We start from the raw sequence: 23,336 nt of genomic DNA, 5'->3' as shown, positions 1-23,336 counted from the left end.
CAGGGCCATCTCCCCCGGCCTCGGCGATCAGGGCCGTACCCATTCGGAACAGCCGGTCCCCCCGGCCAGACATCTGGAGTTCGCCCACTCATGCGACCTCGCGTGACCCTGGTGCTCGCCATCGTGGCGGTCCTCCTCGGTGGCGTCATGCTGGTGCCCGCCGCGTACGCCCGGCTCTCCGGCGGACACGCCCTGCCCAGCCTCAGCGGCATCGGCGGCGGTGTCGAGCAGGTACCCGCACCGACGCCCACCGCGCCGCCCCCGCCGACCCTGGCCGACGCTCCGGTCTCGGTGAACTTCCAGGGCAAGTTCTTCTCCTGGGCGCTGATGGACCGGAAGACCGGCGAGATCAGCGGTGCCCCGAACATGACGTCCACCAACTCGACCGAGTCGATGATCAAGGCGTGGATCGTCTCCGACTACCTGCGTGAACTCGGCAGCAAGCCGCTCAGCGCAGCGCGCAAGAAGCAGGCCGTCACCGCCATCCGGGACAGCAACGACATCTCGGCCGAGGCGCTCTACAACGCCGGCGGGCGCAAGCCGGTGCTGGATCGGCTGATCAAGATGTGCAAGCTGACCGACACGAAGATTTATCCCGACCGGGCCAAGTGGGCGTACACCCAGATGTCACCGCGCGACGCGGTGCGCATGGGCGACTGCATCGGCGACGGCACGGCCGCCGGGCCGAAGTGGACGAAGTGGGTGCTCAACGAGATGGCAAACGTGCGCGGCAGCGTCAAGGACCAGAAGTCCGACGCCGTCCAGGGCGGTCGCTGGGGCATCATCGACGGACTGCCCGACTCGATCACGTCGCAGGGGCCGGTCAGCATCAAGAACGGCTTCACCATGCTCTGGGCAGACGTCCAGTGGCACGTCAATTGCCTCGCCGTCACCGACGACTGGACCCTCGCGGTGATGATGCGCTACCCGCAGAGCAAGGGCCTGGAGTACGGCGCGAAGGTCTGCGCCAGCGTCGCCACCCAGCTGGTGACCCCGCAGCCCGGTGCCGCCCTCAAGGTGCCGCAGCAGCCGGGGAAGCTCTGATGGCGGGCACCCGCCGCCGGCCGGGCAGCAACCACAGCCCGCTGGCGTACAGCGCGGTCGCCGTGATCCTGGTCGGGCTGGTGCTGGTCTCGCTCCGGTTCATTCCCGGATCGCCGTTCCGCCCCACCACCACCTCGCACAGCGGCACCGCGAGCGGCCGGTCTACCGGTACGCCCACCGACCGGAGCACCCGCACCCAGTCGTCACCGTCGCCGTCGCCCTCGCTGGAGCCGCTGCCGTTCGAGGCTCAGGACCTCGATGGCCTCGGCCTCAAGGGCTGGTACTCCTGGGCCGTACTGGACAAGCGGACCGGCAAGATCATCGGCTCGGCGAACATGGACGAGACCAGCACCACCGCGTCGATGATCAAGTCCTGGGTGGTCGCCGACTACCTGCGCCTGAGCGCCGAGGCGGGGAAGACCCCGAGCGACGCGAAGCTGGACGACGCCACGCAGATCATCCGGGACAGCGACAACACCCGGGCACAGCAGTTCTACGAGAGTGTCGGCGGGTCGGCCTCGATCAAGCGGCTGATCTCGATCTGCAAGCTGACCGACAGCAAGGTCGCCGGCGACGGCGGCTGGAGCCGGACGATGCTGTCGCCCCGGGACACCGCGCGGCTCGGCCTCTGCATCGACGACGGCCGGGCGGCCGGACCGAAGTGGACCAAGTGGCTGCTCAACGAGATGCGGCTGGTCCGCGGCGTCGGCGACTTCGGCATCCGCAAGGCGTTCCCGGCCGCCGAACAGAAGCAGATCGCCATCAAGAACGGGTGGATCGACCGGCAGAAGGAGCAGGAGTATCACGTCAACTGCCTGGCCATCGGCGACACCTGGACGATGGGCGTGATGGTCCGCACCCCCTTCAGCGCTGGCGGCGGGTGGGAGTACGGCATGAAGAACTGCCAGAAGATCACCGAGGCGCTGCTCCGCGACAAGATCTGAGCCCGCCCCGCGTACTGCCGGAAGCGGCGGTGTCCCGGTCCGCCGGGGCACCGCCGCTTCCTCGTCGAAAGTGGGGCCTTCAGCCGAGGAAGAACTCCGGCCCGTTCGCCGGCAGTGCGGGCGCCTCGCCGATCTCGGCGGCCCGGCGGGCGAACTCCCGGAGCCCGGCCACCTGCCGCTCGCCCAGCGAGAAGTCGAGGGTACGGAAGTAGGTGGCGAGGGTCGCCGCGTCGAACGGCTCCCAGCGGGCCGCCGCCTCGGCCACCTGGTCCAGCTCGGCCAGGCACAGGTCACGCGAGCGCAGGAACGCCTCGTGCACCTCCTTGACCACGCCCGGGTGGGCGGCGGCGAAGTCCCGGCGGACCGCCCAGACGGCGAAGACCATCGGCAGGCCGGTCCAGTCCCGCCAGGCCTGCCCGAGGTCGGTCACCTCGAGGCCCTTGCGGGGCGCCTCGTAGAGGGCGCGCAGCGCCACGTCGCCGATCAGCACGCCGGCGTCGGCCTCCAGCAGCATCTGGGTCAGCTCCGGCGGGCAGCGGAAATACTCCGGGCGGACGCCGTACCGCTCGCCGAGCAGCAGCCGGGCCAGCAGCACTCCGGTACGCGAGGTCGAGCCGAGCGCGACCCGGGCCCCGTCCAGCTCGGTGAGGGGCTTCGTGGAGACCACGTTGACCGAGAGCACCGGACCGTCGCTGCCGACCGCCAGGTCCGGCAGGAGCAGCAGCTCGTCGGCGTGCCGCAGGTATTCCACCTGCGAGATCGGCCCGATGTCCAGGTCACCGGCGACCAGCGCGGCGTTCAGCCGGTCCGGCGAGTCCTTGTGCAGGTCGACGTCGATCAGGGCACCGGACCGCATCAGCCCCCAGTAGATGGGCAGGCAGTTGAGGAACTGGATGTGCCCGACCCGGGGGCGGGCGATGCGGTCAGCCATGACCTGACCGTATCCCCGCCCACCGGGTCCGGCTCACCGGGAGGGGGCCGGAGTGGCCAACCCCGCACCGGTCGGTAAGGAGGGGCCCCTTCTTAACGTTTCCGGTAGAGAAGGGGCCCCTTCTTAACACCTGGGGCGTGGCTCGGCGTGAGGGCTGGCCCCGGCACCGGCGGGCATCGTCACACGGCAGCCGACCGGCGCCTGCGTCTCGCCCGGCGCGGGCCCAGGTACGCCGACCGGGGCCCGCTCGGTCCGGATGGCCCGGGCGACCGGCGGCACCACCAGCGCGATCACCAGCAGCCCGGCGACGCCGCAGCCGGCGATCAGGAGCCGGGGTGTGGCCACCTCGAGCAGGAGACCGCCGACCAGGAAGCCGCCCATCGAGGCACCCTGGACGGACGCGCTGAGCGCGGCGTACGCCCGGCCGCGCGACGCCTCGGGCACCCGCCGGGCCAGCAGCACGTTGTCGAAGACGTTCGCGCCGCCGTTGCCCACGCCACCGAGCAGCCAGACCGGCACCAGCAGCAAGGCGGAGGGCACCGCGGCGGAGAGCAGGATCATCAGGCAGCAGCCGGCGAGCAGGGCGAGGTAGCCGACGAGCAGCCGCCCGTCGTCGACCAACCGCCGGGCCAGCCGGGCGAAGAGCCAGGCCCCGACCAGGATGCCGAGTGTCCACGAGCCGGTGACCAGGCCGTACATGGTGGCGGAGCTGCCCAGGGTCTCGCGGATGAAGAAGACCTCGACCACGTTGATGGCCCCGACGGCGAGGATCACCCCGGCGATGGTGGTGATCATCGCGACCAGCAGCGGGTCCCGGCGGAGGCGCCAGCCGACCGCGGGCGCGGCGGAGGTGCCGGAGGCCGCCGCCGGGGCCGACCGGTGGCTCCCACCCCGGCGGGTCCGGATCAGCAGCCCGGCCGCGACCAGCGCGAGATAACTGGCGGCGTCGAGGAGCAGCGGCAGCCGGGCACCGAAGCCACCGACCAGCACCCCGGCCAGCGCCGGGCCGGCCAGTGCGCCGAGCGTCCCGGCGGTCTGGTTCAGCGCGGCGGCCCGGGGCAGGTCCTCGGCCCGGACCATGGCCGGCACCAACGCGGAGAGCACGGGCTGGGTGACCGCGAGGCCCGACGCCAGCAGCGCCACCAGCACGATGACCAGGGCCGGGTGACCGGCGTAGGCGAGGGCGAGGCAGACGGCGGCCTGGCCGAGCCCGGCGACGACCAGCAGCAGTCGGCTGTCCACCCGGTCGGCGAGCCGGCCGGTCAGCGGTGCGAGCGCCACCAGGGGCAGGGTGGCGGCGAGCATCAGCCCGGACACCGCGAGCCCGCCGGCGCCGGCGGACTGGAGGGCCAGGGTCAGGGCGGTGGCGGCGAGGAAGTCGCCGCAGGTGGAGACCCCGCGGGAGGTGGTGACCAGCCAGACGTCGGACCAGCGCGACGGACCAGATGTGAAGGACATATTTCGAAAATAATCCTTCATACCTGGGCGACACAAGGCCCGACGTCAATCGATAGGCAACGCCCGGTACTGCACGGCGACGCTTCGGGACCCTTCGGGGGGATTGGTCCGCAACCGCCGCCGGTACGGGCCGATCAGCGCCTGGATCGCGTTGTTGAGCTCGACCAGTTCCTCGGGGGTGAGCAGGAGGAGGCTGTCGCTGAACCAGGCGGCCTGGTACCACTCGCGCGGCTCGTCCGGAGCGCGTCGGATCCAGTCCCGGACCCGCTGGCTGTCCCGGACCATGTGGGCCTCGACCAGCGCCGCTTCGGCGGCCCGGGCGTCCGGGCCGGCGTCCGGACCAGACTCGACGTAGTACGACGGGCTGAACGCCTGCCAGACCCGCTCCCGGGCGTCGCCCCGGCTGGGCGCTCCCTCGATCAACCCGTACTTCGCCAATTCCCGCAGGTGGTAGCTGGTCGCGCTCGGGGAGAGACCGGCGATCTCGGCGCACTCGGTGGCGGTCGCTCCGCCCTCCACCGTGCTGAGATGCTCCATGATCGCCATGCGGGCCGGATGGGCGAGGGCCCGCATCACCTGCGGGTCGCTGATCGTCACCCGGCGCTGTTCGGGCTGCGCCTCAGTCATGCCTCCATGATCCCGCCCCGGCAGCGGCTCGGCGAAATTCGGTTGCCCGCCGCGCCGGCGGGAGTAAGCTCCTCTGTCCCGCCCGACGGCCGTGGTGAGTAGCACCGCACAGGACGTCCCGCGCCGACCCGGAGGTCGGACACGCGAGCGGCAGCGTTTTTCCCGTGACGAGGAGTACGTGGATGACCCTGCACGCCCCAGAACAGACCCTGGACGCCGAACTCGTCGCCGAACGCGACCACCTGGCGGCGTCCCGCGCCGCGCTGGGCCGGATGCGCGAGCGCGCCGAGGCCCTCTTCGCCACCGGCGACAAGGTCGCCGGGGACGCGTACACCGCCGAGCAGTTGGGCCGGCACATGGCCCGCCGGGTCAAGGAGCTGGCCGACGACCCGACCACCCCGCTCTTCTTCGGCCGGCTGGACTTCGGGGAAGCCGATGCGGATCACGCCGGGCGGGATTACCACGTCGGGCGGCGGCACGTCACCGACGAGCTGGGCGAGCCGATGGTGTTGGACTGGCGGGCCCCGGTCTCCCGGTCGTTCTACCGGGCCAGCGCGCGCGAACCGCAGGGCGTCGCCGTCCGGCGCCGGTTCGGGTTCAGCGCCGGCGTGCTGACCAGCTTCGAGGACGAGCACCTGGACCGGGGCGAGGAGCTGGGCACCGCCAGCCGGATCCTCACCGCCGAGATCGAGCGGCCCCGCGTCGGCCCGATGCGGGACATCGTCGCCACCATCCAGCCCGAGCAGGACGAGTTGGTCCGGGCCGACCTGGCCGACTCGATCTGCGTACAGGGCGCGCCGGGCACCGGAAAGACGGCGGTCGGGCTGCACCGCGCCGCGTACCTGCTCTACCTGCACCGGGAACGGCTGCGCCGGTCCGGGGTGCTGATCGTCGGGCCGAACCGGGCGTTCCTGTCGTACATCGCGGCGGTGCTGCCCGCCCTCGGCGAGGTCGAGGTCGAGCAGGCCACGGTGGAGGACCTGGTCGCCCGGGTGCCGGTACGCGCGGTGGACGACCCCGCCGTCGCCACCCTCAAGCACGACGTCCGGATGGCCGAGGTGCTGCGCCGGGCGGTCGACGCGCACATCGGCACGCCCACCGAGCCGATCATGGTGTCGGACGGCTCGTTCCGCTGGCGGATCGGCCTCGACCCGCTGCACCGGGTGGTCGAGGAGACCCGCCGGGAGGGGCTGCCGTACGCGACCGGCCGGGAGCGGGTCCGGGCCCGGGTGGTGGGGCTGCTGCAACGCCAGTCCGAGGCCCGCCGGGCCGAGTCGCCCAGCGACGCCTGGCTGCGCCGGATGGGCAAGGCCAAGCCGGTCACCGCCTTCCTCGACGCGGTCTGGCCGGCGCTCACCCCGGAGGGGCTGCTGCACACCCTGCTCACCGACCCCGAGGCGCTCGCCACCGCCGCCGATGGGCTGCTCAGCGCCGAGGAGCAGGAGCTGCTCCGGTCGGGCAAGCTCGGGCGTACTCCGAAGGCGACGAAGTGGACCGCCGCGGACGCGGTGCTGATCGACGAGGCGGCCGGGCTGGTCGAGCGGCCCGGCGGCTTCGGGCACGTGGTGGTCGACGAGGCGCAGGACCTCTCGCCCATGCAGTGCCGGGCGATCGCCCGGCGCAGCGAGCACGGCTCGATCACCCTCCTCGGCGACCTGGCCCAGGGCACCGCCCCCTGGGCGGCCACCGACTGGCGGGAGTCCCTGGCCCACCTCGGCAAGCCGGACGCGGCGGTGGTGCCGCTGAGCGTCGGCTTCCGGGTGCCGGCGGCCGTGGTCGCGTTCGCGAACCGGCTGCTGCCGGCGCTGGCGGTCGACGTGCCTCCGGCGCAGTCGCTGCGCCGCGACGGGACGCTGGCCGTGCGTACGGTGGACGACCTGGTGACCGAGACGGTGGCCGAGGTGCAGGCGGCGCTGGCGCACGACGGCTCGGTCGGCGTGATCGCCGCCGACGACGCGGTGGACCGGCTCCGCTCGGCGCTCGGCGGCGTGGGCGTGGCGACCGCGACCGCCGACGACGTGGAGGCCGCGGCGCGGGTCACCGTGGTCCCGGCGACTCTGGTCAAGGGTCTGGAGTACGACCACGTGGTGGTCGTCGAACCGGCCGCGATCGTGGCGGCCGAGCCGCGCGGCCTGCACCGCCTCTACGTGGTGCTGACCCGGGCGGTCTCCCGGCTCGCGGTGCTGCACCGCGACCCGCTGCCCGCCCCGCTGGCCGGCTGAGCCCGTCCGGCCAAGCCTGATCCGCTCGGCTTGCGGCAGTTCGGGGCATCCCGTTCCGAGGACACCCCGAGCTGCCGCAACCGGAGTCGATCAACGTCCGAGTGGGCGAAGCTGAGGGGATCTACCGGAAAGAACGCGCCGAGGAGGACGGTAGCCAGCCATGAGCAGCTACGCCCGCTGGCAGGACATCCGCGCCGCACAGGTCGAGCGTGCCGAGGGCGAACGGGCCCTCGAAGAAGGCAAGAATGGGCTGGTCGCCACCGTCGTCGTGCACCGCATCACCGAGCGCCGCTCCTGCGGGAACGGCCCCCCAGCATCGCGCTGAGAGGCCTTCCGCACGCTGTACGGGGTCAGCCGACGGGGCCGATCTGCTTCGCCAAGTCGACGAACGACTGCCACGACGAGGGGTTGAAGCTGAGCGTGCCGCCCTCGCGGTCCTTGGTGTCGCGGACCAGGACGACGCCGGAGAGGTTGTCGGCGACCTCCACGCATGACCCGCCGTTGTTGCCGCTCTTCGTGCTCTTGCGCCACTGCGCACCGGTCACGTCCATGATCCTGCCGCTTTCCTGATCAGGTCCAGCGATTGAGGGCGAGATAGGGCTTCGCTCCTTATGCGCTCCCATCTGCGATTCAGGGTAGCAACCGACGCCGCATCATTTACTATCTGCGCCGGCCCCTGGCTATCGACGTGTGCGACATGCTCACCTCCGGGCAACTCGGCCACGATGAAGCCGCCACCCAGGCCCGGGTACATTCCAAGATCGCGCGGCACGATGAGCACCTGAACGGACGGCATCTCGGCACACTCCGCGAGGCGATTGATCTGCTCGCGCATCAGGCCACGGTTGCCGTACGCCGACTGATAGAGCACCAGCTCGTTAATGACGGCGATCAGCAGGGGCGGGCGCTCTCTGCGTAGGATGGCCTGCCGGTCGATCCGGGAGGCAACCACGTCGTCCACCTCGCCCGAGGTCAGCGCCTCGCCCGCGAGCGTCGCTCGGGCGTACGCCTCGAACACGCTGCACAGCGACGCGCTGCCCGGCATCGTCACGGACACGCGCGACGCCCTCGTGGCTCGCCTTCAGGCACTCGATCCGGGCACGTTCGCGGATGCCCTTCGGGAGCTTGCGCCTACTGACCTGGAGTTCACGACATAGTCCTCCTCGTCGAGCGGCTGCCCCACGGATACGGGCAGAACACCCAAAGGGGCCCCGTCATTCATCAGCGGGCGCTGGGCCGGGCTCGTCGGCGCGGGCGGGTCAGCTGGAGATGGCGGTGGCGACCGCACGCAGCGGCGCGCCCGACTCGGCGATCGGCACGGTGAAGGCCAGCCACGAGCCGTCGGTGAAGTCGATCCGCAGCCGCTTCGGGTTGAGCCGGTGCCAGCCCATCCGGGCCGACGCGACCTCGGCCCGGGGCGCCGCCCAGGCGACCGTGGTCTCGGCCAGCGACCGTTCGTCGTCCTCCCGGTTGGATAGCAGCTTCACCGGGCCGGTGACGCAGACCAGCAGCCGCCGGTCGGTGACGGCGAGCACGGTGTGCCGCAGCTTCCCGTCCGGCCGGGCTGGGTTGAGCGCCCGGTGCAGCCGGGAGGCGGCCGAGCCGGGGGCGCCCCGGCCGGCGATCCCCCAACCGATCAGGTCCACCAGCCGATCGCCGCGGTCCCAGGTGGCCAGCGGGACGAGCAGGTTGAGCAGCACCGAGGTGACGGTCGCCCGGCCCGGCGCGTCGGCGGCCGCCTCGTCCGGCGGCGGCGGAGGCGTGACCCCGCCGCCCACCTCCGCCTGCGCGTACGCCAGCACCCGCTCGCCCGGCTCGACGAGCCGGCCGATCCGGTCGAGGTACCTTGTCGCGTCCATCGGTTCAGTATCGGTCGTACCCGTAGTCGTCGTCGGTCCGGCGCTCCGTGGCCGGCGCGTTGCCCATGACCTCGCCGACGATGTCGCGGACCCGGGCGGCGGCGGCCTCCTGGGCGCGGTTGGCCGCGGCGGTGAACTCCTCGGCCAGCGTGTACGAGTCGAACCGCATGGCCCGGGCGTTGATCTCGGTGGAGAGGATCTTGCCGTCGGCGGCGGCCGTCACGGTGACCAGGCCCGAGTCGCTCACCCCCTCGGCACTGCTCTGCTCCAGCTCGGCCATCCGCGCGCCGAGCTCACGCTGCCACCCGTCCAGGTTGCGGGCCAGCGCCTCGATCCGGTCGAGGGCGGGGAAGGACGTCATGGCTGCCTCTCAATTGATGATCGAGTCGAAGACGTTCTGCACACCCCGGGTGTACGGACCCAGGTCCTCCTTGTACGTGCCGTCGACCAGGTAGTTGCGGTCCTTGTGGCCGTCGGAGATGTCGTACATGCCGACCCCGGTGTCCAGCAGGGCGCCGCCGATGCCCGGCACGTTCACCGGCGACACCTTGTTGATCGCGTACTTGCCCGGGAACAGGATCGCGGTCCGCTTGAGCTTGAACTGCAACGCTTCCTTGGTGTAGCCGGACTTGTTCCAGGCCTTGTACGCCTTCTTGGCCTTGCGCAGCTCCATCACGGTCTTGCGGTACTTGGTGAGCAGCTGGGCGACCTTCTCCAGCTTGGTGACCAGCTTGGTGAGGATCTCGGCGAACCGGGCCACGATCTTGGACATCCGGCCGACCGTGGTGGCCAGCCGGGCCAGCACCCGGACCACCGTGGCGGCCAGCGAGATTCCCGCGCTGAGGAAGGCGGCCACCGCCGCGATGATCACCTCGGTCAGGAACCAGAGCAGGAACTCCAGGATCAGCTCGACCAGCAGGTTGAACGCGTCGACCGCCGCGTTCGCCGCGTCGACCAGCACCTCCTTGGTGCCGTCCAGCCCCTTGGCCAGCTCCTCGATGGCCTCCTCGACCTGCTCCATCGAGGCGTGGAACTTCTCCGCCGCGTCACCGTCCCAGGCGCCGCGCAGCCGGGCCCGGTCGGCGATCTGGTCTCCGGCGATCTGCCGGACCGCCTCGCCCGTGGTCAGCGCGAGCTGGGCCGCCTGCATGAGGTCGTCCGGCTCACCGGCGACCAGCTCCAGCAGCTGCTCGAACGGCCAGAGCACGGCCTGGGAGAGCGGCTTGAACGGGTCGGGCGTGCCCGACACGATCTGCTCGAAGTAGGTCTTGTTGCGCTGCAGTGCCTCGGTGCTCATGCGTCTCCCCCTCAGGCACCCGGCGCGAACAGATCGGTGGTCCCCACGTCGGTGCCGGTGTAGGCGTCGGCCGTGTCCCTGATCCCCTCGGCGATGTCGGCCATCACCTCGGCGCCCTCGGCCAGCCCGGTCAGGCACGCCTCGAACTGCTCCGCGTACGCGGCGGCCAGGCTGAACGACGCGGGCATGATGCCGAAGGCGTGCCGGGGCACGTGCCCGTCGTTGAAGACCCGGTGCAGCTCGTGGAACCGGGTCGCCCGGTCCCGCGAGGCGGCGGCGAAGGCGGTCAGCGCCTCCGGTTGGACGTCCAGGTTCTTGCTCGGACTCGTCAAGGACCCTCCCCAGTGTCCAGTCGACAGTCGCTCGCCCCACCTGTGACGCAGGCGACGGAAACACACCCTAGGCGATCGTCGCCGCTGCGGCGGGCCGCGGGGCTGGCGTCGACACGGTACACAGGGGACTGCAATCCCACCGGGACCGCAACCCCGCAAGGAGCCTCCCCATGATCCTGGCCCGCGCCGACCAGGTCAGCCGCCGGTACGGCGACGTACTGGCCCTGGACCGGGTCGACCTGACGGTCCGCGCCGGCGAGCTGGTCGGCCTGCTCGGGCCGAACGGCGCCGGCAAGAGCACCCTGATCAACCTGCTGGTCGGGCTGCGCCGGCCCACCGCCGGGCGGGTGGAGCTCTTCGGCGGCAACCCGAGAGACGCGGCCAGCCGCCGGCAGCTCGGCGTCACCCCGCAGGAGACCGGCCTCCCCGGCACTCTCCGGGTCGGCGAGGTGGTCGACTTCGTCTCGGCCCACTTCCCCGACCCGGTCCCCCGGGCCGAGCTGCTCGACCGGTTCGGCCTCACCGATCAGGTACGCCGGCAGACCGGCGGCCTCTCCGGCGGCCAGCGTCGGCGGCTCGCGGTGGCCCTCGCCTTCCTCGGCCGGCCCCGGCTGGTGGTCCTCGACGAGCCCACCACCGGCCTGGACGTGGAGGCCCGGCGCACCCTCTGGGAGGCGATCCAGGCCTTCCACGCCGAGGGCGGCGCGGTGCTGCTGAGCAGCCACTACCTGGAGGAGGTGGAGGCGCTGGCGCAGCGGGTGGTGGTGATCGGCCACGGTCGGGTGCTCGCCGACGACACCGTGGACGCGGTCCGGGGCATCGTCGGCGTACGCCGGGTCAGCCTGATCGCCGAGGACCTGCCGCCGCTGCCCGGCGTGGTCGCCACCGAGCACGCCGAGGGGCGTACCCACCTGCTCACCACCGACGCCGACCAGCTGGTCCGCGACCTGGTCCACGCCGGGGTGGCGTTCCGGGAGCTGGAGGTCCGGCCCACCTCGCTGGAGGAGGCGTTCCTCGCCATCACCGCCGACTACCGGCCCGCGCCCGTCACCACCTAGGAGCCCGTCCGATGCCGCTCGCCCTGGTCCACGCCAAGTACCAGCTGCTGGAGATCATCCGCATCCCGGTGGCGGTGTTCGGCGCCGCGTTCTTCCCGGCCGCGTCGATGATCTTCTTCGTGGTGCCGTTCACCGGTGACGACGCCCGGGCCGCCACCTTCGCCACCACGTCGATGGTCACCTTCTCCGTGCTGACCGCGAACATCTTCCAGTACGGCGCCGGGGTGGCCGAGGACCGCGTCCAGCCGTGGAACCTGTACACCCGTACCCTGCCGGCCGGCCCCGGACCGCGCTTCGCCGGCCGGATCCTGGCCGGCCTGGTCCTCACGTACGTGTCGATGCTGCCCGTGGTGGTGATCGCCGCGGTGGCGACCGCCGCCACGGTCACGCCGCTGGACTTCCTGATCGCCGTCGGGACGGTCGTGGTGGTCTCCGTGCCGTTCACCCTGCTCGGCCTGGCCATCGGCTACTCGATGCCGAGCAAGGCGGCGATCGTGGTCGCGCAGCTCATCTTCTTCCCGCTGGCCTTCGGCGGCGGCCTGCTCACCGGCCCGGACAACGCGCCGGGCTTCATACAGGCAATCGCCCCCTACCTACCCACCAGGGGCGCGGTGGAGCTGATGTGGGCCGCCGCCACCGACTGGCGGCCGGACCCGCTCGCCCTGGCGATGTTGGGCGTCTGGGTGGTGCTGCTCGCCGGGGTCGCCGGCTGGGCGTACCGGCGGGACGAGGGACGCCGCTTCACCTGACGATTGTCGATTCCGGCCCGGCCGCCGGGCGGACGGTGCCACGATGCCGACAGGGGGTGCCGACCGGGACGCCCACCGGCGAGAGGGGTCAACGTGAACGGCGTCGAGCCCGGCACGCCCTGCTGGGCCGACCTGGCCACGCCGGGGCTGGAGGACGCGAAGCGGTTCTACCCGCAGCTCTTCGGCTGGACCGGGCAGGTCTCCCCGGAACCGGCCGCCGGCGGCTACACCGTCTTCCTCAAGGACGGCAAGGCGGTCGCCGCCGCCGGCCCGCCGGCCAGCCCGGACCAGGTGCCGATCTGGTCGACGTACGTGGCGACCGACGACGCGGACCTGGTGGCCACCCGGGTGGCGGCGGCCGGCGGCCAGGTGGTGGTCGCCCCGTTCGAGGTCTTCGACCAGGGCCGGATGGCGGTCCTCTCGGACCCGGCGGGCGCGGTGTTCAGCGTCTGGCAGCCGATGGCGATGCGCGGCGCGGAGCTGTTCAACGCGCCCGGGTCGCTGTGCTGGAACGAGCTGGTCACCCCCGACCCGGAACGGGCGAAGGACTTCTACGCGCTGGTCTTCGGCTGGCACCCGGAGGAACGGGCGGCCAGCCCGGTCAGCTACACCGGCTGGCGCTGCGGGGCCCGGATCGTCGCGGGCATGATGCCGCAGCTGGAGCGGCTGCCCGAGGACCTGCCGGCGTACTGGTCGGTGTTCTTCGCGGTGGAGGACGCCGACGCCACCGCCGCTCGCGCCGCCGAGCTGGGCGGCACCATCCTCGTCCCGCCGAAGGACAACCCGGCCGGCCGGACCGCCGGCCTCCGCGACCCCCAGGGCGCCCTCTTCCACATCACGGCCCTCCGCTGACCCGTGCCAGCGGTGTTAGCAGGGGGCCCCTCCGCTACCGGAGAGGTTAATAGGGGGCCCCTCCTTTCACCTCGGGCGGACGGGGACAACCAACGGCCCGTGGTCGCCCTGGACGACGCGGACGTGGGCGCGGTAGTGCCGGGCGAGCAGGTCCTCGGTGAGGACCTCGTGCGGCGGGCCGGAGGCGGCGACCCGGCCCTCGGCGAGCAGCACCATCCGGTCGGCGTACTCGCCGGCGACGGAGAGGTCGTGCATGGTGGCCAGCACCGTCAGCCCGTGCTCGCGGCGGAGCTGGTCGACCAGCTCCAGCACCTCCTGCTGGTGGCCGATGTCCAGCGCGCTGGTCGGCTCGTCGAGCAGCAGCAGGGTCGCCCCCTGGGCCAGCGCCCGGGCCAGGAACACCCGCTGCCGCTCGCCGCCGGACAGGGTGGCCAGCTCGCGGTGGTCGAACTCCGTCAGGTCGAGCCGGTCCAGCACCTCGTGCACCGCGGCCAGGTCCGCCGCCGATTCCCGGCCCAGCGTCGGGATGTACGGGGTGCGCCCGAGCAGCACGTAGTCGAGGACCGACATGCCGGCCGGGACCACCGGGGACTGGGCCACGGTGGCGACGACCCGGGCCCGGTCACGGCGGCGCAGCGACCGGATCGGCGTACCGAAGAGGGAGACCTCGCCCGGCGCGGCGAGCAGGCCGCCGACCGCGCGCAGCAGGGTCGACTTGCCGGCCCCGTTCGGGCCGATCACGGTGACCCACTCGCCCACGGCGACGGTCAGGTCCACGCCGGCCAGGATCGGCGACCCGCCCAGCTCGACCCGCAGGTCCCGCACCTCGACCGCCGGCCCGCTCATGTGAACGCCCGGCGGGAGGTCCGCAGCACCAGCACGAAGAACGGGCCACCGAGCAGCGCGGTGACCACGCCGATCGGGATCTCGGCCGGGGCGGCGGCGGTCCGCGCGACCACGTCGGTCAGCGCCAGGAACGCCCCGCCGAAGAGCATCGACAGCGGCAGGATCACCCGGTAGCTGGACCCGGCGAGCAGCCGCACGGTGTGCGGCACGATGATGCCGACGAAGCCGATCAGGCCGGAGGCGGAGACCGCGGCGGCGGTGCCCAGCGAGGCGGCGGCGATCAGCAGGTAGCGGGAGCGCTGCGGGTGCAGGCCGAGGCTGGTCGCCTCGTCGTCGCCGACGGAGAGCACGTCCAGCTCGCGCCGGTGCAGCAGCACCACCACCGCGGTGAGCACGAAGTACGGCAGGACCAGCCGGACGTCGTGCCAGCCGGCGGTGGCCAGCCGGCCGAGCAACCAGGAGTAGACCTGCTGGATGCTCTCCGAGTGCCGTTGCAGCAGGTAGGTCTGCCCGGCGGCGAGGAACGCCGAGACCGCCACCCCGGCCAGGATCAGCGTGGCTGGTGACCGGTCCCGCCCGCCGGCCACGCCGAGGCCGTACGTCATGGCGACCGCGCCGAGCGACCCGATGAACGCGGCGAGCGGGATGGTGACCGGCATCCCGGTGATCGCGCCCCCCGCCCCGGCGCCCAGCGCGATGACCGCGGTCACCGCGAGCCCGGCGCCGGCCGCCACCCCGAGCAGGTACGGGTCGGCCAGCGGGTTGCGGAAGACGCCCTGGTAGCAGCCGCCGGCCAGGGCGAGCAGCGCGCCGACGAGCAGGCCCAGCACGACGCGAGGCAGCCGCAGCTCGGTGACGATGGCGATCTCCCGCTCGGTGAGCCCGCTGTCCAGGTGCACCCCGGGCAGCAGGTTGAGCAGTTCCGCGGCCACGCTGCCGGGCGGCAGGCTGACCGGGCCGAGGGACACCCCGGCGACCAGCGCGACCAGCACCGCCCCGAGGCCGGCGAGCAGCCAGCGGGTGCGCAGTCCGGCCGGCCGGATCGTCGCGCCCGGTCCGGCCGGGGGCCGCCCGCCCCGCCGGGGCCGGCCGGCCGGCCGGAACGCCCGAGGGGTCCCGGCCGGCCGGTCGGTGGATTCCGCTGGTCGCACGGTCAGGTTCAGGCCGGGACCTTGGCGGTGGCGTCGACGATCGCCTTGAGCAGGTCGACCACGCGCGGGCCCCAGCGGGAGGCGATGTCGTCGTCGAGCGCGACGATCTGGTTGTTCTTCACCGCGGTGACGCCGGCCCAGCCGCTGCGGGCCTTGACGGTGTCCGGGGTCTGCTTGCAGCACTTGGTGTCGGCCAGGAAGACGAAGTCGGGGTTCGCCTTGACGATGACCTCCTGGGAGAGCTGCGGGTAACCGCCGTTCTTGCCGTCGGCGTCCGACGGGTCGGCGATGTTCTCCAGGCCGGCGAGGGCGTAGATCGAGCCGATGAAGGTCTTGCTGGTCGCGCTGTACAGCTCCGGGCCCAGCTCGTGGTAGTAGGTGAGCTTCTTCGCCCGCTGCGGCAGGCCCTTGGTGAGCGCCGCGATGTCGTCCTTCATCTTCTTCGTGACCGCGTCCGCCTCACCCGGGTGGCCGGTGAGCTTCCCCAGGTCGGTGATCTGCTGATAGGTGTCGTCGAGCGTGGTCGCCGCGGGGGTGAGCAGCACCGGGATCTTCAGCGTGGTGAGCTGGTCGACGATCTTGTTGGTGTCGTTGGAGAGCACCACCAGGTCGGGGCTCTTGCCGGCGATCGCCTCGGCGTTCGGCTGGAAGCCGGAGAGGTCGCTCTTCGGCGCCTCCGGCGGGTAGTTCGACTGGTCGTCCACGGCGGTGACCTGCTTACCGGCGCCGATGGCGAAGAGCATCTCGGTCGTCGTCGGCGACAGCGAGACGATCTTCTCGGGGCGCTTCTCCAGGGTCAGCTTGCCGACCGTGACGGGGAAGGTGGCGGCGGCCGAGCTGCTGCCGGCGGCGGGGGTGTCGGTCGAGGTCTTCTCGGCGCAGCCGCCGAGGAGCAGCGCGCCGACCGCGAGGGCGGCGGCGAAGAGCCGGGGGGTACGTCTGGACATCGGTCCTCCTGTCGGTCGAGGATCGTGGTGCTTCGCCGACAGGGATCGCCGGGGCGGCCCGTCCGCGAGGCGCCCTTCCTCGAGAGCGCGTGTCGCGACCGACCGCAGGCGACCTGGCTCGTCCCCACTCCCGGTGGCGGCCGGAGGGCCGACGCCGGGCGGGGCATCACAGTTGCGGGACAGCACCGGTTTCGCACCGGCTTCGCTGCGGGTTGGTCGGGTAGCACGGTAGCGCACGACCAGCGGAGATCGTCCGGAGGTCCGCACGGGGGATCACCCCATCGGCAATCATTTTCCATGCGTTGACCTCTGGCGAAACTTCCTTCCAGGCGCGACAGTGAACGGCAACGATGTCGCTCACCTGTGGAGTTGCCATGGCACAGACATCCCTGCGCGCGGTCGCCGCCGCCGGCGTCACCGCGCTCGCCCTCCTCGGCACCACGGCTCCCGCCGTCGCCGGCAAACCGGCCAGCGGGAGCACCGCTGTCACCCACGACGAGCAGATCACCTGGCAGGGCTGGTCCGGCACCGGCTGGTCGGCCGGCACCGCCGCCGGCACCACGGCCACCGCCGCCGGCCTCACCCTCGGCACGCCGGTCGGCACGGTCCTCTACAAGGACCCGCACAGCAGCACCCGGCGCACCTGGGCGTACGGGACATGGACCGGGCCGCTCACCGAGATCGGCTTCGGCGCCTCCGAGCTGGTCACCTCGTGGAACGCGGACACCCCGGCGGGCACCTGGCTCCAGGTGGAACTTCAGGGCACCTACACCACCGGCACCCGCACCCCCTGGTACGTCATGGGCCGCTGGGCGTCCGGCGACGCCGACATCAAGCGGACCAGCGTCGACCGGCAGGGGGACCGGACCTCCAGCGTGTGGACCGACACCCTGGCCGTGAACACGCCGAGCGCCGGCGTGCTGGTGCAGGCGTACCAGCTCCGGGTGACCCTCTACCGCGACCCGGCGTCGACCGTCTCGCCGGTGCTCCGCTCGGTCGGCACGATGAGCTCGAACGTCCCGGACCGGTTCACCGTCGCGCCGAGCACCGGCGGGATCGCCTGGGGCACCGAACTGGCCGTGCCGCGCTACTCGCAGAACATCCACGCGGGCCAGTACACGCAGTACGGCGGCGGCGGTGAGGCCTGGTGCTCGCCCACCTCGACCGAGATGGTGGTCGAGTACTGGGGCCGGAAGCCGTCGCCGGCCGACACGTCCTGGGTGGACCCGAGCTACGCCGACCCGACGGTCGACCACGCCGCCCGGATGACCTACGACTACCAGTACCAGGGCACCGGCAACTGGCCGTTCAACACCGCGTACGCGGCCACCTTCCCCGGTCTGGAGGGGAAGGTGACCCGGCTGCACTCGCTGGACGAGGTGGAGCACTTCATCGCCGCCGGCATTCCCGTGGTGACCAGCCAGTCCTTCCTCGCCAGCGAGCTGGACGGAGCGGGCTACGGCACCGCCGGGCACCTGATGGTGGTGGTCGGCTTCACCACCACCGGCGACGTGATCGCCAACGACCCGGCCTCGCCCAGCGACGCCGCCGTCCGGCACGTCTACCGGCGTGACCAGTTCGAGCAGATCTGGCTGCGGACGAAGCGGACCACCGCGAGCGGCGGCACCGGCAGCGGCTCCGGCGGCGTCGTCTACCTGATCAAGCCGACAGACGTGGCCTGGCCGTCCGTGGCCGGGTCCACCAACTGGTGATGTCCCCTTTCCAACAAACGGAGTTGAGATGATCAGACCCGCCTTCCGCGCGGTCGCCCTCGCCGGGGCCGCCGCGCTCAGTCTCCTGGGCACCACCGTGCCTGCCCAGGCGGACAACAACCTGCCCGTGGTGGCGCACGACGAGCAGATCACCTTCCAGGAGTTCTCGAAGTACCCCGACTGGCAGGGCGGCACCCACCAGGGCACGTACGCCATCCCGGGGTACCGCACCGGCGTCACCATCGGCCAGCCGGTCGGCACCACCGAGTTCACCGACGAGCACACCGGCGCCACCCGCAGCTGGGAGTACGCCACCTGGACCTCGCCGGAGCGGCAGATCGGCTTCGACGCCACCGAGCTGGTGGCCTCGTGGAACGCCCAGACGCCGCCCGGCACCTGGATCCAGGTCGAGCTGCACGGCACGTACAACACCGGGGCGCAGACCCCCTGGTACGTGATGGGCCGCTGGGCCTCCGGCGACCAGGACATCAAGCGGGCCACGCTGGACGGTCAGGGCGACCCCTGGTCGACCATCTGGACCGACACCTTCTCCATCGACAACGCCAGAGCCGGGGTGCTGCTGCGGTCGTACCAGCTCCGGCTGACCCTCTACCGGGCGCCGGGGCAGGCCGCCTCGCCGCGGGTCTGGATGCTCGGCGCGATGAGCTCCAACGTGCCGGACCGGTTCACCGTCGAGCCGAGCCAGGGCGGCATCGCCTGGGGCATCGAGCTGCCGGTGCCGCGCTACTCGCAGAACATCCACATCGGGGAGTACCCGGAATACGACGGCGGCGGTGAGGCATGGTGCTCGCCGACCTCCACGGAGATGGTGCTGGAGTACTGGGGCCGGAAGCCCTCGGCGGAGGACACCGCCTGGGTCGACCCGAACTACGCCGACCCGAACGTCGACCACGCGGCCCGGATGACCTACGACTACGAGTACGAGGGCGCGGGCAACTGGCCGTTCAACACCGCGTACGCGGCCAGCTACCCCGGTATGGACGCGCGCGTCACCCGGATGCACTCGCTGGACGAGGTGGAGCGCTTCATCAAGGCCGGCATCCCGGTCGTCACCTCGCAGTCCTTCCTCGCCAGCGAGCTGGACGGGGCGAACTACGGCACCTCCGGGCACCTCTTCGTGGTCGTCGGCTTCACCGCCGACGGTGACGTGATCGTCAACGACCCCGCCTCGTCCTCGAACGACGCGGTGCGCAACGTCTACAAGCGGTCGCAGTTCGAGCAGATCTGGCTGCGGACCAAGCGGCACCGGGCGAACGGCACCGTGGCCGGTGGCTCGGGCGGCATCGCGTACCTGATCAAGCCGGCGGACCGGGCCTGGCCGGTCGTGCCGGGCTCGACCAACTGGTGACCGGACGGGCCCGGCGCCGTCCCCTGAAGGGGACGGCGCCTGGCCCGTCGGCCTCAGCCCTGGACCGGCTTCCCGGCCAGCCGCTCGATGGTGGCCACGTCCCGCCGCCGGCCGCGGACCGTCCGGACGATCAGGACCACCCAGGCGAGCGCGGCGAGCGCGCCAACCGCGGCGAAGCCGGTGACCAGCAGCCAGGTGGTGCCGCCGTCCCGGGAGAAGACGCCCTTGCCGGCGCCGGTGTCGCGGGCCGCCGCGGTGCCGCCCGTGGTCAGCCCGTCCGGCGCGTCGTAGAGGAGGACGTCCCGGCGCGGGGCGCCGCCGTCGGCCGGGACGAAGTCGCCGTGCCAGCTGCAGCTGCGCCGGCCGCACTCCTCGCGCAGGGCGGTGAAGGTACCGTCCGTGCCCGCCCCGGACTTCGCCCGCCAGGCCGGCACGACGTCAGGCGCCGCGAAGGCCAGGCCCAGCACGGCGATCACCGGCAACCCGACCCAGAGAAAGAACTTCGTCCGCCAACTACTGATCCGGTCCATCACGGGGAGCGACCCTAGCGGGGCGAGGCCGGCACCGCTGCCCCGTCGGCGGCGGATGCCGGGGTCAGCTCCGGCGGTCGCCGCTCTCGTCCTCGGCGGCCTGCTCGTCGCCGGCGAGCGCGGAGCGCAGCCGCTCCTTCTCCGCCCGGCGCCGCTCCGACGCGTCGGCCATCTCCCCGGCCATCTCGTCCCGCCAGCCCCGGAGCAGGAAGAACGAGAGCGCGGCGGAGAAGACCAGCGCCAGCATCAACCGCAGGAACATGTTCATGTCGACGAACCAGAGGGCCGCCAGCACGGCGACGAACAGCCCGATCCGGCCCAGCGTGTACTTGACCGCCGCGCTCACTGCCACGTCTCCGTTCGACTCGCGCTCACTGCCGCGCCTCCGTTCTCCGTCACGGCTCAGCCCGTCCGCCGGGCCAGCCAGTGCACGCCAGGAAACCAGACCACGGCGTAGACCACGGTGAAGACCGCCGCGGCCAGCGCGCCGGAGACCAGCGGCGGCAGCCCGGCGGCCAGACCGGCCGCCAGCAGCCCGGCGAACACCCCGAGCGCGATCCCGGCCAACGCCGCCACCACCCGGGCCGCGCCGAACTCCCAGGCCCGGAAGTCGTCCCAGAACAGCCACACCGGCAGGATGACCGCCAGCCAGCCGTTGGTACGCCCGAAGCCGGCCGAGCCCAGAGTGGCGAACGCCCATTCGAAGAGCACCAGCGCCAGCACCCCGATCACCAGGCCGGCGAGGCTCACCCCGAGCAGGTCGCCCAGGGTGGCGATCCGTCCCGCGGCGTCGCGCCGGGGAAAGCTGCGCTGCTGCTCCGCGGTGCTCATCGTCAGGCCCAGACCTGCTGCGGCTCGGCGCGGCGCTCGGCCAGCGACGGGGCCGCGTCGTACTCGCGGACGGTCTCGTAGCGGGTGTTCCGCTCAACCGGACGGAAGCCCGCGTCCCAGATCAGGTGCAGCAGGTCGTCACGGTGCATGGTGTTCGGCGTGCCGTACGAGTCGGCGTCGTGGGTGATCTTGTATTCCACGACGGAGCCGTCCAGGTCGTCCACACCGAAGTTCAACGACAGCTGGGCCACGGAGAGACCGTGCATCACCCAGAAGCACTTCACGTGCGGCACGTTGTCGAAGAGCAGCCGAGAGACGGCGAAGGTCTTCAACGACTCGGCCGGCGAGGCCATCGTGGTCTGGGCCTGGATCCGGTTACGGATCTTGCCGTCCGCCGAGTCGACGAAGTCGTGCTGGTAGCGCAGCGGGATGAAGACCTGGAAGCCGCCCGTCTCGTCCTGCAGCTCGCGCAGCCGCAGCACGTGGTCGACCCGGTGCCGGGGCTCCTCGATGTGGCCGTACAGCATGGTCGACGGGGTCTTCATCCCCTTGGCGTGGGCCAGCCGGTGGATCCGCGACCAGTCCTCCCAGTGGCAGGCGTGGTCGACGATGTGCTGGCGGACCTCCCAGTCGAAGATCTCCGCGCCGCCGCCGGTCAGCGACTCCAGGCCGGCGTCCATCAGCTCGTCGAGGATCTCGTCGGCGCTCAGCCCGCTGATCTTCTCGAACCACTGCACCTCGGTCGCGGTGAACGCCTTGAGGTTGACCGCCGGCAGGGCGGCCTTCAGCTCGCGCAGCACCTTGGGGTAGTAGCGCCAGGGCAGGGTCGGGTGCAGGCCGTTGACGATGTGCAGCTCGGTGAGCTGCTCGTCCTCCATCTCCTTGGCCTTGCGGACCGCCTCGTCGATGCGCATCGTGTAGGCGTCCTTCTCACCCGGCTTGCGCTGGAACGAGCAGTACGCGCACGAGGCGGAGCAGACGTTGGTCAGGTTGAGGTGCCGGTTGACGTTGAACATCACCCGGTCGCCGTTCATCTCGGTCCGCTTGTGGTGGGCCAGCCGGCCCAGCCAGGTGAGGTCGTCGCTCTCGTACAGGGCGATCCCGTCCTCGCGGGTCAGCCGCTCCCCCGCGTACACCTTCGCTTCGAGCTCGCGCTTGAGTCCGGCGTCCATCGAAAGCCACGTCCCTTCCACCTGCGGTCCCGGTCGAGCCTACGTCGCTCCCCCGGCCGACCGGCGGCCCGGTCAACCGCAGCGGCCAAGTTCACCGGACGGCCGGTCGGCCGTCACCCTCCGCACATCGACATAGTTGCGTCCGTGAGGTAAGACAGGATGGGGCGGAACACACCCACTGGTAGCGTCCCGGATCACCGTGCGCACCGAGCGCGGAAGGCACCAGACCGGACGGGGAGCGGAATGGTCGACAGCAGGCGAGGCCGACGGCAGCGACGCGGAGGCCCGGTGATCTCGCCGGTGCTGCGCCCGAAGCTCTGGTCGGCGCTGCTCGGCCTGGTGGCGGCCGCCGCCATCGCCACCCCCTCCTGGGCCGACCCGCTGCCCGACGCCATCCCGGACACCGGGCTCCGGCCGCCGCAGATCGGCCTGCAGCTGCCCGGGCAGACCCCGGGCGGGCTCGGCACCACTCCCGTCACCAACCCGGCCGACGGTCCGCTGATCGCCCAGATCAACCAGGCCGACGCGCTGGTCGCCCAGCTCGGCGAGGCCCTGCAGGGGCTGCAGATCGAGCGCGACGCCGTGCAGGCCCAGCTCGCCCTCGACGCCGCCGCGCTGCAGCAGGCCATGGACGCACTCGCCCAGGCCCAGGAGAAGGCGAGGAACACCGCCGCCGACGCGGTCAAGGCCGATGCCGCGCTCCCGCCCGGCCAGTTCGGCTCCGACCTCCGTCAGCTCGACGCCCTCCAGAAGATCACCCGGGGCGACAAGGCGCAGGGCGCGACCACCGCCGTGGACGGCGAGGTCGCCCGGGCCACCGCGGCCGAGCAGATGGCCCGGGAGGCGTACACCGCGACCGAGCGGCGCGCCGCCGAGAAGGCCGCCGAGTACGCCCGGATTGAGGCGGACCTGCACCGGCAGGAAGCCGCCCTGCTCAAGCTGCGCAAGGACAACGCCGCGCAGCTGCTCGAGATCGAGCGGCGCCAGGAAGCCGCCGAGCAGCAGCTCGGCAACTCGTACGTGGTCAACCAGAGCGTCAGCGGGCTGGCCGCCCACCCGATCGCGCTGGCCGCGGTGCGCTACGCCCTCGCCCAGCTCGGCGACCCGTACCTCTGGGCGGCGGAGGGGCCGGATCGCTTCGACTGCTCCGGCCTGATGCTCGCGTCGTACCAGTCGGCCGGCTACCACGGCCTCCCCCGGGTCTCCCGCGACCAGTACTACGCCACCCGCTCGCGGACCGTCGACCCGAACGCGCTCCTCCCCGGTGACCTGCTCTTCTTCGCCTCGGGCAGCAGCTGGACGAGCATCCACCACGTCGCCATGTACATCGGCAACGGCAAGATGGTCGAGGCACCGAGGACCGGCGACGTCGTGAAGATCTCGGTGGTCCGGTGGAGCCGGCTCT

25 protein-coding genes and 1 pseudogene are annotated in these 23,336 nt (G+C 72.1%); 10 read left to right on the top strand and 16 right to left on the bottom strand.

The genetic code is table 11. The features are described from left to right. The first annotated feature begins 90 nt into the window (after positions 1-90). Together ONA70_RS01765 and ONA70_RS01760 are read left to right on the top strand one after the other, a co-directional pair. Positions 91-1,044 carry a hypothetical protein gene (locus tag ONA70_RS01765; RefSeq protein ID WP_265004526.1) on the top strand — a complete coding sequence of 318 codons (954 nt, stop codon included), beginning with the start codon at positions 91-93 and terminating at the stop codon, positions 1,042-1,044. Continuing rightward, entirely contained in the window at positions 1,044-1,988 is a 945-nt protein-coding gene (locus ONA70_RS01760; protein WP_265004525.1) for a serine hydrolase, read from the top strand. The genes ONA70_RS01765 and ONA70_RS01760 overlap by 1 nt, the downstream gene beginning before the upstream one ends. 79 nt (positions 1,989-2,067) lie before the next feature. Here the strand turns inward: ONA70_RS01760 and ONA70_RS01755 are convergent, their stop codons facing one another. The 3 genes from ONA70_RS01755 to ONA70_RS01745 form a co-directional block, all read right to left on the bottom strand. After that, positions 2,068-2,919: a menaquinone biosynthetic enzyme MqnA/MqnD family protein gene (locus ONA70_RS01755; RefSeq protein ID WP_265004524.1), complete on the bottom strand. Its 852-nt coding sequence runs from the start codon at positions 2,917-2,919 to the stop codon at positions 2,068-2,070. Positions 2,920-3,042: 123 nt separating this feature from the next. Next, complete coding sequence (locus ONA70_RS01750) at positions 3,043-4,377, bottom strand: MFS transporter (protein WP_265004523.1); 1,335 nt, start codon at positions 4,375-4,377, stop codon at positions 3,043-3,045. A gap of 45 nt (positions 4,378-4,422) precedes the next feature. Next, positions 4,423-5,004 (bottom strand): winged helix-turn-helix domain-containing protein, encoded by a 582-nt coding sequence (locus ONA70_RS01745; protein ID WP_265004522.1) that lies wholly within the window; start codon positions 5,002-5,004, stop codon positions 4,423-4,425. A 182-nt stretch (positions 5,005-5,186) separates the two neighbouring features. Here ONA70_RS01745 and ONA70_RS01740 point away from each other — a divergent pair, with 182 nt between their 5' ends. Both ONA70_RS01740 and ONA70_RS01735 read left to right on the top strand, forming a co-directional pair. Continuing rightward, positions 5,187-7,226 carry a HelD family protein gene (locus tag ONA70_RS01740; protein ID WP_265004521.1) on the top strand — a complete coding sequence of 680 codons (2,040 nt, stop codon included), beginning with the start codon at positions 5,187-5,189 and terminating at the stop codon, positions 7,224-7,226. A gap of 160 nt (positions 7,227-7,386) precedes the next feature. Further along, entirely contained in the window at positions 7,387-7,551 is a 165-nt protein-coding gene (locus ONA70_RS01735) for a hypothetical protein (RefSeq protein WP_265004520.1), read from the top strand. A 25-nt stretch (positions 7,552-7,576) separates the two neighbouring features. Here the strand turns inward: ONA70_RS01735 and ONA70_RS01730 are convergent, their stop codons facing one another. The 6 genes and pseudogenes from ONA70_RS01730 to ONA70_RS01705 all read right to left on the bottom strand — a co-directional run bounded on the left by ONA70_RS01730 (position 7,577) and on the right by ONA70_RS01705 (position 10,714). Beyond that, the gene (locus tag ONA70_RS01730) at positions 7,577-7,771 is read right to left on the bottom strand and encodes a DUF397 domain-containing protein (RefSeq protein WP_265004519.1); all 195 of its coding nucleotides are present in this window, start codon (positions 7,769-7,771) and stop codon (positions 7,577-7,579) included. After that, positions 7,768-8,238, bottom strand: a pseudogene (locus ONA70_RS01725) (DUF5753 domain-containing protein); the annotation flags it as partial. The gene ONA70_RS01730 and the pseudogene ONA70_RS01725, both read right to left, overlap by 4 nt. Positions 8,239-8,485: 247 nt before the next feature. Next, entirely contained in the window at positions 8,486-9,085 is a 600-nt protein-coding gene (locus tag ONA70_RS01720) for a hypothetical protein (protein WP_265004518.1), read from the bottom strand. Positions 9,086-9,089: 4 nt separating this feature from the next. Next, entirely contained in the window at positions 9,090-9,446 is a 357-nt protein-coding gene (locus ONA70_RS01715; RefSeq protein ID WP_265004517.1) for a YbaB/EbfC family nucleoid-associated protein, read from the bottom strand. Between the two features lie 9 nt (positions 9,447-9,455). Then, on the bottom strand, positions 9,456-10,382 hold the full coding sequence (locus ONA70_RS01710) for a WXG100 family type VII secretion target (protein WP_265004516.1): 927 nt from the start codon (positions 10,380-10,382) through the stop codon (positions 9,456-9,458). Between the two features lie 11 nt (positions 10,383-10,393). Next, positions 10,394-10,714 carry a type VII secretion target gene (locus tag ONA70_RS01705; protein ID WP_265004515.1) on the bottom strand — a complete coding sequence of 107 codons (321 nt, stop codon included), beginning with the start codon at positions 10,712-10,714 and terminating at the stop codon, positions 10,394-10,396. Positions 10,715-10,884: 170 nt separating this feature from the next. On the opposite strand from ONA70_RS01705, the gene ONA70_RS01700 reads away from it, so the two are divergent. From ONA70_RS01700 to ONA70_RS01690, 3 genes are all read left to right on the top strand, one after another. After that, the gene (locus ONA70_RS01700) at positions 10,885-11,772 is read left to right on the top strand and encodes an ABC transporter ATP-binding protein (protein ID WP_265004514.1); all 888 of its coding nucleotides are present in this window, start codon (positions 10,885-10,887) and stop codon (positions 11,770-11,772) included. A gap of 11 nt (positions 11,773-11,783) precedes the next feature. Next, positions 11,784-12,521, top strand: a complete 738-nt coding sequence (locus ONA70_RS01695) for an ABC transporter permease (protein ID WP_265004513.1) — start codon at positions 11,784-11,786, stop codon at positions 12,519-12,521. Positions 12,522-12,614: 93 nt separating this feature from the next. Continuing rightward, positions 12,615-13,373, top strand: coding sequence for a VOC family protein (locus ONA70_RS01690; protein WP_265004512.1), 759 nt, complete (start codon positions 12,615-12,617; stop codon positions 13,371-13,373). A 66-nt stretch (positions 13,374-13,439) separates the two neighbouring features. Here the strand turns inward: ONA70_RS01690 and ONA70_RS01685 are convergent, their stop codons facing one another. From ONA70_RS01685 to ONA70_RS01675, 3 genes are all read right to left on the bottom strand, one after another. Beyond that, complete coding sequence (locus ONA70_RS01685) at positions 13,440-14,219, bottom strand: ABC transporter ATP-binding protein (protein ID WP_265004511.1); 780 nt, start codon at positions 14,217-14,219, stop codon at positions 13,440-13,442. Then, entirely contained in the window at positions 14,216-15,262 is a 1,047-nt protein-coding gene (locus tag ONA70_RS01680) for a FecCD family ABC transporter permease (protein ID WP_265004577.1), read from the bottom strand. Before ONA70_RS01680 ends, ONA70_RS01685 begins: the two co-directional genes overlap by 4 nt. 116 nt (positions 15,263-15,378) lie before the next feature. After that, positions 15,379-16,317 carry an ABC transporter substrate-binding protein gene (locus ONA70_RS01675; RefSeq protein WP_265004510.1) on the bottom strand — a complete coding sequence of 313 codons (939 nt, stop codon included), beginning with the start codon at positions 16,315-16,317 and terminating at the stop codon, positions 15,379-15,381. 374 nt (positions 16,318-16,691) lie between these two features. Here ONA70_RS01675 and ONA70_RS01670 point away from each other — a divergent pair, with 374 nt between their 5' ends. Together ONA70_RS01670 and ONA70_RS01665 are read left to right on the top strand one after the other, a co-directional pair. After that, a complete protein-coding gene (locus ONA70_RS01670) occupies positions 16,692-18,029 on the top strand; it encodes a C39 family peptidase (RefSeq protein ID WP_265004509.1) in 1,338 nt (445 codons plus the stop codon). Positions 18,030-18,057: 28 nt separating this feature from the next. Beyond that, complete coding sequence (locus tag ONA70_RS01665) at positions 18,058-19,398, top strand: C39 family peptidase (RefSeq protein ID WP_265004508.1); 1,341 nt, start codon at positions 18,058-18,060, stop codon at positions 19,396-19,398. Positions 19,399-19,451: 53 nt separating this feature from the next. Here the strand turns inward: ONA70_RS01665 and ONA70_RS01660 are convergent, their stop codons facing one another. From ONA70_RS01660 to mqnE, 4 genes are all read right to left on the bottom strand, one after another. Next, positions 19,452-19,931 carry a hypothetical protein gene (locus tag ONA70_RS01660; protein ID WP_265004507.1) on the bottom strand — a complete coding sequence of 160 codons (480 nt, stop codon included), beginning with the start codon at positions 19,929-19,931 and terminating at the stop codon, positions 19,452-19,454. 61 nt (positions 19,932-19,992) lie between these two features. Beyond that, positions 19,993-20,274, bottom strand: coding sequence for a DUF4229 domain-containing protein (locus ONA70_RS01655; protein WP_265004506.1), 282 nt, complete (start codon positions 20,272-20,274; stop codon positions 19,993-19,995). 56 nt (positions 20,275-20,330) lie between these two features. Continuing rightward, positions 20,331-20,759, bottom strand: coding sequence for a hypothetical protein (locus ONA70_RS01650; RefSeq protein WP_265004505.1), 429 nt, complete (start codon positions 20,757-20,759; stop codon positions 20,331-20,333). A 2-nt stretch (positions 20,760-20,761) separates the two neighbouring features. Further along, positions 20,762-21,931 (bottom strand): aminofutalosine synthase MqnE, encoded by a 1,170-nt coding sequence (mqnE, locus tag ONA70_RS01645; protein ID WP_265004504.1) that lies wholly within the window; start codon positions 21,929-21,931, stop codon positions 20,762-20,764. Positions 21,932-22,174: 243 nt separating this feature from the next. On the opposite strand from mqnE, the gene ONA70_RS01640 reads away from it, so the two are divergent. Next, positions 22,175-23,336 (top strand): C40 family peptidase (locus tag ONA70_RS01640; protein ID WP_265004503.1); only part of this gene is annotated, 1,162 nt, incomplete at its 3' end.

The sequence above is a fragment of the Micromonospora yasonensis genome, assembly GCF_026013475.1.
Classification (GTDB): domain Bacteria; phylum Actinomycetota; class Actinomycetes; order Mycobacteriales; family Micromonosporaceae; genus Micromonospora; species Micromonospora yasonensis.
The sequence above is the reverse complement of the archived record's forward strand: the minus strand, read 5'-3'. Positions and strand labels throughout refer to the sequence as shown.